This is a genomic window from Novosphingobium resinovorum, assembly GCF_036352595.1.
In the GTDB taxonomy this organism is placed as follows: domain Bacteria; phylum Pseudomonadota; class Alphaproteobacteria; order Sphingomonadales; family Sphingomonadaceae; genus Novosphingobium; species Novosphingobium resinovorum_B.
On record NZ_JAZFAX010000002.1, the window covers coordinates 57458 to 70188 of the forward strand.

The following is a 12731-nucleotide window of genomic DNA, read 5'->3' on the forward strand; positions in this document are numbered from 1 at the left end:
GGAACCGGGCGCGAAAATCATCAGCGTGATTGACCGCACCGTATCGTCATTGCGAGCGCAGCGAAGCAACCCAGGGCGGTTTACGTAACTCTGGATTGCTTCGCTACGCTCGCAATGACGAACGAGGGGGGCAACCCCTACTCCGCCGCCTGCGCGTAGTCCTGTTCCTCGCGGATCGCCTTGAACTCGGCGATGCACTCCTTCATCGCCTCGATGATGTCGTACTGCGCGCGCGAGATGCGGTCCGCAAAGCCACCGACGCCGATCGCGAGCGGAATGCCGTGGATCTTCTCGCCCAGCGTCATCGAGATCGAGGAGACTTCCTGCGTCGGCTTATTCGCCAGATAGGCATAGCCGGTGTGCCGGGTCCAGCGGATCTCGCGCATCAGGTCGGCAAGGTCGAAGCGCTGGCGCTCGGCCAGCTGGTAGTAGTTGGTATAGCGACAGATCTTGTCGATCTCGCGGTCCTTCATCTCGCTCATCAGCGCGAGGCCGCCGGCGGAATCGACCAGCAGGCGCATCGTGCCGACCGGCGGCGGCAGCTTGAACTCGTGGTCCGGGGCCTTGAGGATGATGTACTGCACGAACAGGTCGTTCTGGGTGCTAAGGCCCACCGTCTCGTTGGTGCGGCGCTGCAGTTCCTCCACCAGCCAGCGGTAGCTCTCGTCCGAATAGACGTAGCCCGGCAGCCAGTTGCCCAGCGCACCCACGCGCATCGTCGGCAGGTACGTGCGGGTCATGCGGTTGTAGTTGAGGTAGCCCATCACCACCATGCTCTTGAGCAGGTTGGTGGCGCTGGACTGCGGGTAGCCGAGCGTGGTGTAGACCTCGTGCAGCCGCATGGGCCTGCGCTCTTCCGCAAAGAGTTCCAGCACCTCTAGCGTGCGTGATGCGGACTTGACCGTTCGCCGGATCATCAGCCTCTCCATATATATGGCCGCTATCGTGCGCGGCTTCGTTGCGACCAGTGTTAGCCCGATCCGGTACGGGAACGGAATGTCCCTTCTGTCATATCACATATGTGATGGTGCGGCACCCGGCATCGAAACCTTGTTCCTATTCCCCCTGTGATATTCGGCCCGCGCCCGGCGCTCCTTTTTGCGGCCCGCGCCGCGCCGTCTAACCGGGGCGGAACGAGAACCTCGCCGATCGGCGAAGACGGACACGTTTCGGGAAAGGACGAAGGCGCGATGATGGGCCTGATGCAATGCCTGCCGCTGACCATCGGCAGCGTGATCGACCATGCGGCGCGCAACCACGGCGCCACCGAAGTGGTCTCGCGCCGCGTGGACGGCAGCTTTGAGCGCAGCACCTGGGCACAAGTGGCGCAGCGCTCGCGGCGACTGGCCACCGCGCTGGACGCGCTGGGCACCGCCCCCGGCGACCGGATCGCCAGCCTGGCGTGGAACCGCATCCCGCACCTCGAACTCTACTACGGCGTGCCCGCCAGCGGCCGGGTGCTGCACACGCTGAATCCGCGGCTGTTCGAAGAGCAGATCCGCTACGTCCTCGCCGACGGCGGCGCGCAGGTGCTGTTCGTGGACCCGGACCTGCTGACGCTGGCCGAAGGCGTGCTGGCGATCCACGATGCGCCGGTCACCGTCGTCGTGCTCTGCGCGCGTGAGGACATGCCCGCCTCCACCCGCGACGATCTCATCGCCTACGAAGACCTGATCGCCGCCGCCGAGCCGCTCGCACAATGGCCCGACCTCGACGAGCGGACGGCTTCCAGCCTGTGCTACACCTCCGGCACCACCGGCGCACCGAAGGGCGTGCTCTATAGCCACCGCTCGACGGTGCTGCATGCGATGTCGTTGATGACGGCGGACTCGATGGCGCTTTCGGCGCGCGACAATGCGCTGCTGCTGCCGCCGATGTTCCACGTCAATTCATGGGGCGTGCCTTATGGCTCGGCGATGTGCGGGGCCAAGCTGGTACTGCCGGGTGCGCAGCTCGACGGCGCCTCGCTCCATGCGCTACTGCGCGACGAGGACATCACCTTCTCGCTCGGGGTGCCGACCGTGTGGTTCTCCATCCTCGACCAGATCGAGCGCACCGCCACGGCAGAGGAACGCGGGGCACTGCGCCTCGAACGCGTGTTCATGGGCGGCGCGGCGACCCCGCGCGCGCTGGTGCAGCGCTTCCGCGACCTGCTCGGCGTCGAGACGATGCAGGCCTGGGGCATGACCGAGACCAGCCCGGTCGTCGCCGTCACCCGCCCGATGGGCCGCCACCACGGCCAGCCGTGGGAGGAGGAACTGGACCTGCGCGCCAGGGCCGGACGCTGCCTGTTCGGCTGCGAGGTCGGGGTGGCGGATGCGCAAGGCAACGTCACCGGCCCCGGCGCCGACGCGGTGGGCGCGCTGGTGGTGCGCGGGCATTGGGTGACGAACGGCTATTTCGGCAAGGAACCCGGCTCCGCGCTCGATGCGCAGGGCTGGTTCGACAGCGGCGACATCGCCCGCATCGACGCCGACGGCTTCGTCCAGATCACCGACCGCTCGAAGGACGTCATCAAGTCAGGCGGCGAGTGGATCTCCTCGATCGACCTCGAAAACGCCGCCGTCGCGCACCCCGCCGTCAAGGAAGCCGCCGTGATCGGCGTGCCCCATCCGCGCTGGCAGGAGCGGCCGCTGCTGCTGCTCGTGCTCCAGCCCGGCGAGAGGGTGAGCCGCGAGGCGATGCTCGCCCACCTCACCGAGCACGTCGCGCGCTGGTGGCTCCCCGACGACATCGTGACGGTGGACGAGTTGCCGCACACCGGTTCGGGCAAGGTCATCAAGTCCGAACTGCGCGACCAGTACCGCCACCACCTAGATCCCGCGCAGTGACAGGACCGCTCTCGTGACCACCATCTACGCCGTCGCCGCCGCCCGCACCGCCATCGGATCGTTCGGCGGTTCGCTCAAGGACCAGACGCCGGGAGACCTCGGCGCCCACGCCGCCCGCGCCGCGCTTGCCCGTTCGGGGGTGGCGGTCGAGGCGGTCGGCCATGTCGTGTTCGGGCACGTCATCACCACGCACCCGCGCGACCACTTCGTCGCCCGCATCGCCGCGCTCGGCGCCGGGCTGCCGGTGGAGACGCCCGCGCTGACCGTCAACCGGCTGTGCGGATCGGGGCTGCAGGCGATCATCTCGGCCGCGCAGGCGATCATGCTGGGCGACTGCGCGGTGGCACTGGCAGGCGGCACCGAGGTCATGAGCCGCGCGCCGTTCTACCTCCCCGACATGCGCTGGGGCCGCAAGATGGGCGACGGCGCGGTGATCGACGGACTGAACGGCGCGCTGACCGATCCCTTCCACGAAATCCTGATGGGCGTGACGGCGGAGAACGTCGCGGCGCGCCACGGCATCACCCGTGAGCAGCAGGACGCCCTCGCCCTCACCAGCCAGACCCGCGCCGCGCGCGCGATCGCCGAAGGGCGCTTCCGCGAGCAGATCGCCCCGTTCGAACTGAAGACGCGCGCGGGCACCCGCCTGTTCGAAGAGGACGAATACGTCCGCCGCGATGCCACCCTCGCCGACTTCGAGACGCTGCGCCCGGTATTCCGCAAGACCGAGGGCACCGTCACCGCCGGCAATGCCTCGGGCATCAACGACGGCGCGGCGGCGGTCGTGCTCGCCAGCGAGCAGGCGGTGCGCGACCATGGCCTGACGCCGCTGGCGCGGCTCGTCTCCTACGGCCACGCGGGGGTAGAGCCCGAATACATGGGCATCGGCCCGGTCCCGGCGACCCGCGCGGCGCTGGCGCGGGCGGGGCTTGACGTGGCCGATCTCGACGTGATCGAGGCAAACGAGGCCTTCGCCGCGCAGGCCTGCGCGGTGGCGCAGGAACTCGGGCTCGATCCGGAGAAGGTCAACCCCAACGGCAGCGGCATCGCGCTGGGCCATCCGGTCGGCGCGACGGGGGCGATCATCGCCACCAAGCTGTTCCACGAACTGCGCCGGACCGGCGGGCGCTACGGCCTGACGACGATGTGCATCGGCGGCGGCCAGGGCATCGCGGCGATCTGGGAGCGGGTGTAACCCGTCCCCGGTCGTCATTGCGAGCGCAGCGAAGCAACCCAGGGCAGTATTAAACCGCCCTGGGTTGCTTCGCTGCGCTCGCAATGACGAGGTGTGGTTGGATTAGCTCCGGCTTAGCCGCAGGGCGGCCTCCGGCTCACTGCCTCAAAACGCCCCCGCCACGAAGCGCAGCGAGGGCGTGATCGCGCGGGTCGGCACGGTGACGTGCTCCTCCGCATCGAACTGCGCATGGCGCGTGCGCAGGCCATAGGCCGAGAGCGCGTCGAAGCGGCGGCTCAGCGCGTCGGCGTCCACGGCGATGGCGCCCATGGTGTCCCGCTCGCCCGCAACCACCAGCACGCGGCTGACCGGACCGTCGATCCTGCCCGCCTGCAGCCGCTCGGCAAAGGCGCGTTCCTCGGTCAGCAGCGACTGGTCGTTCCACCACTGCGAAGGGCTGGCGGCGACGATCGCCTCGAACGCGGTGGGGCGGGTATAGAGCATGTGCAGCGCGAACAGCCCGCCCAGCGAATGCCCGAACAGCGACTGGCGCTCCTTCGACACCGGATAGCGGCCCGCGATCTCGCCGCGCAACTGGCCCAGCAGGAACCGCGCGAAGTTCTCGTTGCCGCCTGCCTTCAGCCCGGCCATCGCCGCCTGCGCGGGCGGCATGTGCGCGGGCCACGGGGGGGTGAGGTCGTAGAGGCGGCGCTGCATGTCGTAGACCTGATCGGTCGGATAACCGATCCCGACCACCATCACCCCGCCGCCCGCGACCTTGCCGAACTCCTCCAGCCGCCGCTCACCCGCAAAGCCGGCGAAAAGGGCATTGGCATCGAGCACGTAGAGCACCGGATAGCCCCCCGCCGGAGCCGGCGCCGAGGGGCGCGAGACGAAGATGCGATAGACCTGCCCGCCCCCGCCGCCCCCGTCGCCCCCGCCGCCCTCGTCGCGCGCGGTCAGGTCGAACACCTCGGTATCCGGCATCGCGTAGGCGGCGGCCGGCGGCGGGGTGGCGGGCTGGGGAGAGGCAGGTTCGGCGGCAAGGCTTGCGGGTCCGGCAAGCGCGGACAGGGCGACCATGGCGGCAAGGGCGAGCCGGCGCATCAGGCGTTCCCCATCAGGTTCTTGTAGACGACACCGCCCTTGATGATCGCCAGCATGTTGCGCTCGTAGTCCTCCAGCAGGCGCAGGTCGTCGAGCGGGTTGCCGCGCACCAGCAGCACGTCGGCCCAGGCGCCCTCGCGCACCACGCCCAGCGGCGCGGCGCGATAGGGGTTGCGCTTGCCCGACTGCGCGAACAGCTCGCAGTTGCCCGAGGTCGCGATGCGCAGCACCTCGGCGTTGGAGAACACGGTGCCGAGGCGCGGCAACATGGTGTTCTCGGTGCGCGAACTCGTCGTGCGCGCAAACAGGTCGGTGCCGAAGGCCACCTTGACGCCGTGCTTCTTTGCCAGCCCCACGCTCACCCGCCAGCCTTCGGTGCCGAGCGATTCCGCCGCCTTCACCATCTGTTCGGGCGTCAGCACGTTGTCGCCGCCCTCGAACGGCTGGGTGGAGAGCCACGCGCCTTTCTGCGCCATCAGCGCGGCGGTGGCATCGTCGATCAGGTGCCCGTGCTCGATCGAGCGCACCCCGGCCTCCAGGCAGCGCCGCACACCCGCCGCCGTGTAGACGTGGGCGCAGGCGTACGTGCCCCAGTCGGTCGCGGCCTGGACGATCGCGCGCAGTTCCTCGGGGGTGAACTGCAGGGTGTCGATCGGGTCGTGATCGGAGGTAACGCCGCCCCCCGCCATGATCTTGATCTGCGTCGCCCCGCGCTTGAACTGCTGGCGGGTGGCGGCGAGCACTTCGGGGACGCCGTTGGCCACCGCCGTCATGCCCAGCATGCGGTAGTGCGAAGGCTCGCCGCCCAGCGCCACCGGCAATTCGTCGGTGGGGTCGAAGTCGCCGTGGCCCGAGGTCTGCGAGATCGCCGCGCCGCTGGGATAGCAGCGCGGGCCGGGCATGATGCCCTGCTCGATCGCGTCGCGGATGCCGAAGACCGAGCCGGCGGTGTCGCGTACGGTGGTGAAGCCGCGCAGCAGCTGGCGCTCGGCATCCTTGAACACCAGCGCGATCGACGGCGCGTCCTGCGGGCCCATCCACGGCACGCCCTTGACCGCCGACATGTGCCAGTGCGCGTCGGTGAGGCCGGGCATCAGCGTCTGCCCGGCGGCGTCGATCACCGTGGCGCCGGGCGGCACCGGAATGTCGCCGGCCGATACCGCGTCGATGCGATCGCCGGTGATCCGCACGTTGCGCGTCTGCCGCGCGGAGCCGGTGCCGTCGAACAGCCAGGCGTTGCGGATCACGATGCCAGGCGACGCCGGAGCCTGGGACGTCGCGCCGACGAGGGGCAGCGCCATCAGGCCCCCCAATGCGGTGCGGCGGTTCATCTCCAGCGTCATCAGGCAGTCTCCGGTCAGTGTGTCAGCGCCCGAACAGCGCGTCGAGGTTGGCGTTCAGGCGGATCCCGAAGACGCGCGGCGGGGTGTAGACCATGCGCCCGCGGCGCGCCACGTCGTACCAGCCCACCGAGGTGAAGTACTTCTCGTTCAGGATATTGTCGAAGTACGCGGAGATCCGGTACTGCGGGGTCGAGACGCCGACGGTCAGGTCGAACGTCTTGTACGAGGGCACGTACCAGTTGGGATCGGCGGTGATGCCCTGGTAGTAGAGGCTGTCCTGGTACGTGAAGTCGAGCCGCGCCAGCCCGGTGAAGCGATCGTTGATCCGGGGCGTCCACTCGACCGAGGCCGAGGCCGTCCACGGGCGCACGTTGGGCATCGGGATGTTGCGGTATTCGGTGGTCTCGTCGGTGGTGGTGTCGGTGACCAGCACGTTGTCGATGGTGGCATCGGTATAGCCCAGCGCGGCATTGAAGGTCAGGTCGCTGGCGGCGCGCAGTTCGGCCTCCAGTTCGAAGCCCTTGGTATGCGCCTTGCCGGCGTTGATGTCGTAGTAGATCGTGAAGGGGAACGGGTTCTGCCCGGCCGGGATCGGCACTTGTACCTGCAGGCCGGTGTACTGCATGTAGAACACGGCGGCATTGAGCGTCAGCACGCGCGGGATGATCTGGCCCTTGAAGCCCAGTTCGTAGTTGCGCAGCGATTCCGGCCCGACTTCCTTCGGCGCGCCGACGCTGATCGCCTGCTGGGTATTGCCGTAGCCCGCGCGGTAGCCGGTGGAGAACTGCGCATAGGCGCTGATCCGGTCGGTCACGTCGTAGTTGAGCGCCACGCGCGGCGACCAGCGCGCGATCTTCGAGCGCTGGTAATCGGCATCGGTGAATTCGGGCATGACCACGTTGGCGGGATCGACGAGGTCGAAGGTGAAGGCGCTGCCCAGGCGGTTGTGCTCGACGCTGTAGCGCACCCCGGCCGAGAGGTGCAGCTTGTCGGCGATGTCCCAGAACACGTTGCCGAAGACGCCGAAGCTCTTGAGGTCGTTCTGGTCGTGCCCGGCATAGAGCGGCACGTAGCCGCCCTCTCCGTTCAGCCGGGGCAGGCTGAAGTCGGTGATCCAGGCGCCGTAGAAGTCGTTGCCGTAGCTGTCGTAGCGTTCGTGCAGGTAGCTGACGCCCGCCACCCAGTTGAACGCGCCGTCATTGGTCGAAGTCAGCCGCAGTTCCAGCGAATCGGAATACGACTTGTGCTGCGAGGCGGTATTGGCCCAGGCATATTCGGTCTGGTCGTAGTCCTCGGCGTAGTTCACCTTGTAGTCGTAATGGCCGTAGATCAGGTCGACCGTCAGCGGATCGAGCTTGTAGGCGGCGCGCAGCGAAGCGCTCCAGTCGCGGATGTGGGTGTATTCCTTCGTATCCTTGCTGACCTTGCCGCCATTGTTGCCGCGATCGTCGAAGTAGTCGACCGGGCCCGGATAGGCGCCGCCCCAGCTCGCCAGCTCGGAGGTGAAAGCCTCTGCCAGGTCGGCATGCGCGAAGTCATGCGTCATCCAGTTGTCCATGCCCCGGCGCAGCCGCTCGTAGCCCAGCGTGGCGTCGAGGGTCAGCCGGTCGGTCGGCTCCACCCGCAGCGCCACGCGGCCGCCGAAGTTATGGTAGCCCGAGCTTCCCCCGGTGGGCGCGATGTTCCTGATCGCGCCGTCGCTGCTCTCGTAGAAGCCCGAGGTGCGGATCGCCGCGTTCGCGGCCAGCGGCACGTTGAGCACCAGCTTGCCCTCGAACGTGTTGAAGCGGCCGTAGTCGAGGCTGGCCGAGCCGCCCAGCGCGGTGGGATCGGGCTTGTTGGTGATGACGTTGATCGAGCCGCCCAGCGCATTGCGCCCGGTCAGCGTGCCCTGCGGCCCGCGCAGCACCTCGACGCGGTCGATGTCGTTGAGCTTGGAGGAGAGGATCGGCGTCGTCGTGGTGGCGCCGTAGCCGACGTCGTCGATCGTCACCGAGACGACGTCGTAATGCCCGCCCGAGAAGTTGCTGATCCCGCGAAAGCTCATGCTCTGGCCGTAGAAGCCGCCGGCCTGGATGCTCGTCGCGTTGGGGATCGAGGTGATGAAGTCGCCGATCGAGCTGACGCGGCGGATCTCCAGCTGCTGTTCGTTCAGCGCGGTGATCGAGATCGGCACGTCCTTGAGTGCCTGCTCGCGGCGCTGCGCGGTGACGAGGATCTCGTCGCCCGCCGCCGGAGCGCCGGCCGCTGCCCCCGTATCCTGGGCATGGGCCTGCGGCGCCGCTGCCAGCAGCAGGCTGGCGAAGGACACCGATGCGAGGTGGCGGCTGCGTTGCTTCGTCATTATACGTACTCCCTGTTGATGAGAATTTCGACGCAGCTGCCGGCCGGGCCTCCCTCAGGCTCCGGTGCGCGGCAGGAAGATTGGCCTTCACGGCGGTCCCCGAGAACATCCAAGCTTGCGATTCCGTGGGGTCCAACAGGTCTCCGTCAAAAACCAATGGTTTGAATGGAAACGATAAATATCAATCGCGCACAGGCCCTCGCCGGCCGGATCGCCATGACCCGCCGCGCCTGCGGCACTCTTCCCTCTCCGGTCGATCCCGCGCCGATCCCGCGCCGGGTCCGGTATCCCGTGCGGTTCCTAGCCGCCCTTGCGCCTTGCGAAGCGGTCCAGCCCCGCCCGCGCCTCGGGACTGGTGAACGTGCGCTGGCCCAGCACCGCCTCCCGCGCGAAAGCCTGCGCCAGCGGCATGTCGCGCAGCGTCAGCGCCGCTTCCTTGATGGTCTGCACCGCCACCGGACTGAACGCGGCGATGCGGCCCGCCAGTTCGAGCGCGCGCGCATCGACGGCCTCGTCGGCGACCACTTCGTTGACCACCGCGCGCTGCAGCATCTCGGGCGCGGTGAAGACGCGCGCGGTCAGCATGATCTCCATCGCATGCGCATAGGCGATCTGGCGCACCAGCCGGACCAGCGTGCCGCCGGCGGGCACGAAGCCGTGCTCCGCCTCGGGCAGGCGGAAGCGCGCGCTCTCCCCGGCGACGCGGATGTCGCTGGCCAGCATGATCTCGAACCCGGCGCCGTAGCACAGGCCGCGCACGCCGCTGACGATGGGCTTGACCACGTTGCCCTTCTTGGCGTGGGCGCCGTCCCATTCGCTGATGTCGAAGCGGCCCTCGGCCAGCGCCGGGATCGCCTCCAGCAGGTCGGCCCCGGCGCAGAACGCCCGCTCCGAACCGAGCAGCGCGATCGCGTGGACGGCGCCGTCCGCCTGCGCCTCGTCGAAGGCGCGGCCGAGATCGTCGTACATCGCCAGCGTCATCGCGTTGAGCTTGTCCGGCCGGGCGAAGCGGACCACCGCCACCGCGCCTTCGCGCGTCACCTCGATGCCCATCTCAGACCACCCCCGCCCGCGACAGCGCCGCGATGTCGTCCGCGCCCAGGCCCAGCATGCGCGCCAGCACGGCGGCGGTGTGCTCGCCCATCGCCGGGGCCGGGCGATGCGGCGCGGCGGCACGGCCGGGCAGCGCGATCGGCAGCCCCATCACCCGCGTCGGCGTGCCCGCCACCGGCAGTTCGACGATCATCCCGCGCGCGTTGACGTGCGGGTCTTCGACCACCTCGTCGATCGACTTGATGGCGCTGAGCGGCACCTTGTCGCCCACCATCGCTTCCAGTTCGGCCTTGGTGTGGCGCCTGAACCAGCGCTCCAGCAGCGGCCGGACCACGGTTTCGGCGACAAGCGGGTCGAAGCGCTTCTCCATCGTGTCAATGCGCGGATCGCGCGCCGCCTCGGGATCGCCGAAGATCTCGCAGGTCAGCGCCCAGAACTTGTCGGTATAGCCGCCGAAGAACACGAAGCCGTCGGCGCAGGGGAACTGGCCGTAAGGGCGCACGAAGGGATGGTCGTTGCCCAGCGGCCGCGCCACCTCGCCATCGACGGTATAGCGCACCACCGCGCTTTCGGTGAGCGAGAGCACCGAATCCTGCTGCGAGATGTCGACCACCTGCCCCCGCCCCGTCGCCTCCGCCTCGCGCAGCGCGGCCAGCACGCCGATGGCGGCATAGAGCGATGCGGCGACGTCGCCGATGATCGTGCCGACCCGCACCGGCGGCTGGTCGGGATAGCCGTTCATCGACCACAAGCCGCCCGCCGCCTGCCCCGAATTGTCGTAGGCCGGGCGGCTGGAATAAGGGCCGGTCCGCCCGAAGCCGCTGATCGCACCGTAGACGATCGCCGGGTTCTCCGCCTGCAGCACTTCGTAGGACAGGCCGAGGCGGTCCATCGTGCCGGGCCGGAAATTCTCCAGCACCACATGCGCCTCGCGGACCAGCCGCCGGAACAGCGCCTTGCCCTCGTCCAGCCGCAGGTTGATGGCGATGCCTTCCTTGTTGCGGTTGTACTGCGCGAAGAAGGCGCTCTCCTCGGCCGAGCCGTTGCGGACGATGGGCGGGAAGGTGCGCGTGTAGTCGGGGTCGGCCGGGTTCTCGATCTTGATGACGGTGGCGCCCAGGTCGGCCAGGATCATCGCGCAGAACGGCCCGGCGACCACCCGCGTCAAGTCGAGCACGACGACGCCCGCCAGCGGTCCCGCAGATCCTTCGGCCGTGCCGATCCGTGCCGCATCCTTCATCGTCAACCTCACCTCTTCCCTCGTCGCGAGCGGACCTGTTTGTCCCGGCTATATTCCCGGGATCGCATATTGAGCAGAGACAGTTCAGCGCTAATTTCAAGATACTGTACCGTTAGCATTACGGGCACAGTTTAATCTCGTTTGTCTCCGGCCGGTCGCGTATCCGCGCCATTCCCGTGCGGTCTGCACACCCTTGCGGCAGTCCCCGGTGCCGCTTGGGTACGGTTAGGTGCCGTTAGGTGCCGTTGAGTGCCTCGTGTTCCGCAGGCCGCCGCGGGCTCGCCCGTCAGGCGCCGCGCAGCTGGGCCAGTGCCCCGGCGGCGGCCTCGGCGTCGATCGTCCCGCGCTCGATCAGCAGGCGGGCGACCGCGCCCACTTCCTCGCCCGCCGCGCCCACGGTGATGGCGACGTTCTGCGCATGGAGCGCCATGTGGCCCTTCTGGATGCCGTCGGTGGCCAGCGCCTTCATCGCGCCGAAGTTCTGCGCCAGACCCACCGCCGCGATGATCCGCGCCAGCCGCTCGGCGCTGTCCACGCCCAGGATCGCCAGCAGGGCGCGCGCGCCCGGATGGATGCGGGTGGCGCCGCCGACCAGCCCCACCGCCAGCGGCAGTTCCAGCACGCCCGACAAGTCGCCCTCGCGCGTCACTTCCCAGCGCGAGAGGCTGCGATAGCGCCCATCGCGCGCGGCGTAGGCATGGGCGCCCGCCTCCACCGCGCGGGTGTCGTTGCCGGTCGCGAGGACGACGGCGGAGACGCCGTTCATGATTCCCTTGTTGTGAGTCGCGGCGCGGTAGGGGTCGGCGTCGGCGAACTCGAAGGCGGCGACCATGGCGTCGCGCACGGCCTCGCCGCCGATGTCCGCGCAGCGCCAGGTGGCGCGGGCGCGGGCGACGCGGCGATCGGCGAGGTTCGACAGGATGCGCAGCAGCGAGCGGCCGCCGGTCCATTGCGCCAGGCGGGGAGCGAGGCGCTCGGCCATCGTGTTGACAGCGTTGGCGCCCATCGCATCGCGGGTGTCGACGATGATGTGCGTGATGACCATGGTGCCCGATGGCGCGTCGATCAGCCGTACCTCGAGGTCGCAGAAGCCGCCGCCCATGCGCACCAGCGTCGGGTCGCAGGCATTGCAGAGCGCGGCGATCTCGTCACGCCGCTCCAGGATGACGAGCCGGGCGCGGGCGGGGTCGGCCAGGTCGAGAAGCTGGATCTGCGCGATCATCCGCGTGCCCGACATCGAGGTGGTGAAGCCGCCGTTGTCGTAGCACTGGCGCGCCGCATTGCCGACGGCGGCGATGACCGAGGACTCTTCGGTCGCCATCGGCACCAGCACGTCGATGCCGTCGATCTTCAGGTTGGTGGCCACGCCCACGGGGATGGCGATGGTGGAGATCATGTTCTCGATCATGTGGTCGGCCAGCTCGGCATCGATGTTGGAGCCCCGCGCCAGCTGCGCGACATGCTCCTCCCCCAGCCCCGCGAACGCCGCCACCACCTCCAGCCGCTCCGCCTGCCCCAACTTGTGAAACCCCGAAACCCGCGCCGTCTTCCGCTCCGCCACAAAAATCCTCCAAAATCCATGTCCCGGGACGATAGCGGTTGATGCGTGGCGCAAACAGGTACAGTCCGAAGCGATCTT

9 protein-coding genes are annotated in these 12731 nt (G+C 68.8%); 2 read left to right on the forward strand and 7 right to left on the reverse strand.

The window, feature by feature from the left end:
• Positions 1 to 137 precede the first annotated feature (137 nt).
• Positions 138 to 917, reverse strand: coding sequence for an IclR family transcriptional regulator (locus V2S85_RS03210; protein ID WP_271183838.1), 780 nt, complete (start codon positions 915 to 917; stop codon positions 138 to 140).
• Between the two features lie 276 nt (positions 918 to 1193).
• Here V2S85_RS03210 and V2S85_RS03215 point away from each other — a divergent pair, with 276 nt between their 5' ends.
• Both V2S85_RS03215 and bktB read left to right on the forward strand, forming a co-directional pair.
• Positions 1194 to 2831 carry a long-chain fatty acid--CoA ligase gene (locus V2S85_RS03215; RefSeq protein WP_330701434.1) on the forward strand — a complete coding sequence of 546 codons (1638 nt, stop codon included), beginning with the start codon at positions 1194 to 1196 and terminating at the stop codon, positions 2829 to 2831.
• Between the two features lie 13 nt (positions 2832 to 2844).
• The gene (gene bktB / locus V2S85_RS03220) at positions 2845 to 4026 is read left to right on the forward strand and encodes a beta-ketothiolase BktB (protein ID WP_330701435.1); all 1182 of its coding nucleotides are present in this window, start codon (positions 2845 to 2847) and stop codon (positions 4024 to 4026) included.
• Between the two features lie 144 nt (positions 4027 to 4170).
• Here bktB and V2S85_RS03225 read toward each other — a convergent pair whose 3' ends face one another.
• The 6 genes from V2S85_RS03225 to V2S85_RS03250 form a co-directional block, all read right to left on the reverse strand.
• Positions 4171 to 5112 carry an alpha/beta hydrolase gene (locus V2S85_RS03225; RefSeq protein WP_330701436.1) on the reverse strand — a complete coding sequence of 314 codons (942 nt, stop codon included), beginning with the start codon at positions 5110 to 5112 and terminating at the stop codon, positions 4171 to 4173.
• Positions 5112 to 6455: an amidohydrolase family protein gene (locus V2S85_RS03230; RefSeq protein ID WP_330701437.1), complete on the reverse strand. Its 1344-nt coding sequence runs from the start codon at positions 6453 to 6455 to the stop codon at positions 5112 to 5114. Before V2S85_RS03230 ends, V2S85_RS03225 begins: the two co-directional genes overlap by 1 nt.
• Before the next feature lie 22 nt (positions 6456 to 6477).
• Positions 6478 to 8799, reverse strand: coding sequence for a TonB-dependent receptor (locus V2S85_RS03235; RefSeq protein WP_330701438.1), 2322 nt, complete (start codon positions 8797 to 8799; stop codon positions 6478 to 6480).
• Between the two features lie 300 nt (positions 8800 to 9099).
• Complete coding sequence (locus V2S85_RS03240) at positions 9100 to 9852, reverse strand: enoyl-CoA hydratase/isomerase family protein (protein ID WP_330701439.1); 753 nt, start codon at positions 9850 to 9852, stop codon at positions 9100 to 9102.
• A gap of 1 nt (position 9853) precedes the next feature.
• Complete coding sequence (locus V2S85_RS03245; RefSeq protein ID WP_330701631.1) at positions 9854 to 11092, reverse strand: CaiB/BaiF CoA-transferase family protein; 1239 nt, start codon at positions 11090 to 11092, stop codon at positions 9854 to 9856.
• A 286-nt stretch (positions 11093 to 11378) separates the two neighbouring features.
• Complete coding sequence (locus V2S85_RS03250) at positions 11379 to 12653, reverse strand: hydroxymethylglutaryl-CoA reductase, degradative (RefSeq protein ID WP_330701440.1); 1275 nt, start codon at positions 12651 to 12653, stop codon at positions 11379 to 11381.
• Positions 12654 to 12731: the final 78 nt, after the last annotated feature.

Excerpts from the sequence above, each read along its gene's own strand:
- V2S85_RS03245 (WP_330701631.1), bottom strand. The coding sequence starts at position 11,092 with ATGAAGGATGCGGCACGGATCGGCACGGCCGAAGGATCTGCGGGACCG.
- V2S85_RS03225 (WP_330701436.1), bottom strand. The coding sequence starts at position 5,112 with ATGCGCCGGCTCGCCCTTGCCGCCATGGTCGCCCTGTCCGCGCTTGCC.
- V2S85_RS03210 (WP_271183838.1), bottom strand. The coding sequence starts at position 917 with ATGATCCGGCGAACGGTCAAGTCCGCATCACGCACGCTAGAGGTGCTG.
- V2S85_RS03240 (WP_330701439.1), bottom strand. The coding sequence starts at position 9,852 with ATGGGCATCGAGGTGACGCGCGAAGGCGCGGTGGCGGTGGTCCGCTTC.
- V2S85_RS03230 (WP_330701437.1), bottom strand. The coding sequence starts at position 6,455 with ATGACGCTGGAGATGAACCGCCGCACCGCATTGGGGGGCCTGATGGCG.
- V2S85_RS03235 (WP_330701438.1), bottom strand. The coding sequence starts at position 8,799 with ATGACGAAGCAACGCAGCCGCCACCTCGCATCGGTGTCCTTCGCCAGC.
- V2S85_RS03215 (WP_330701434.1), top strand. The coding sequence starts at position 1,194 with ATGGGCCTGATGCAATGCCTGCCGCTGACCATCGGCAGCGTGATCGAC.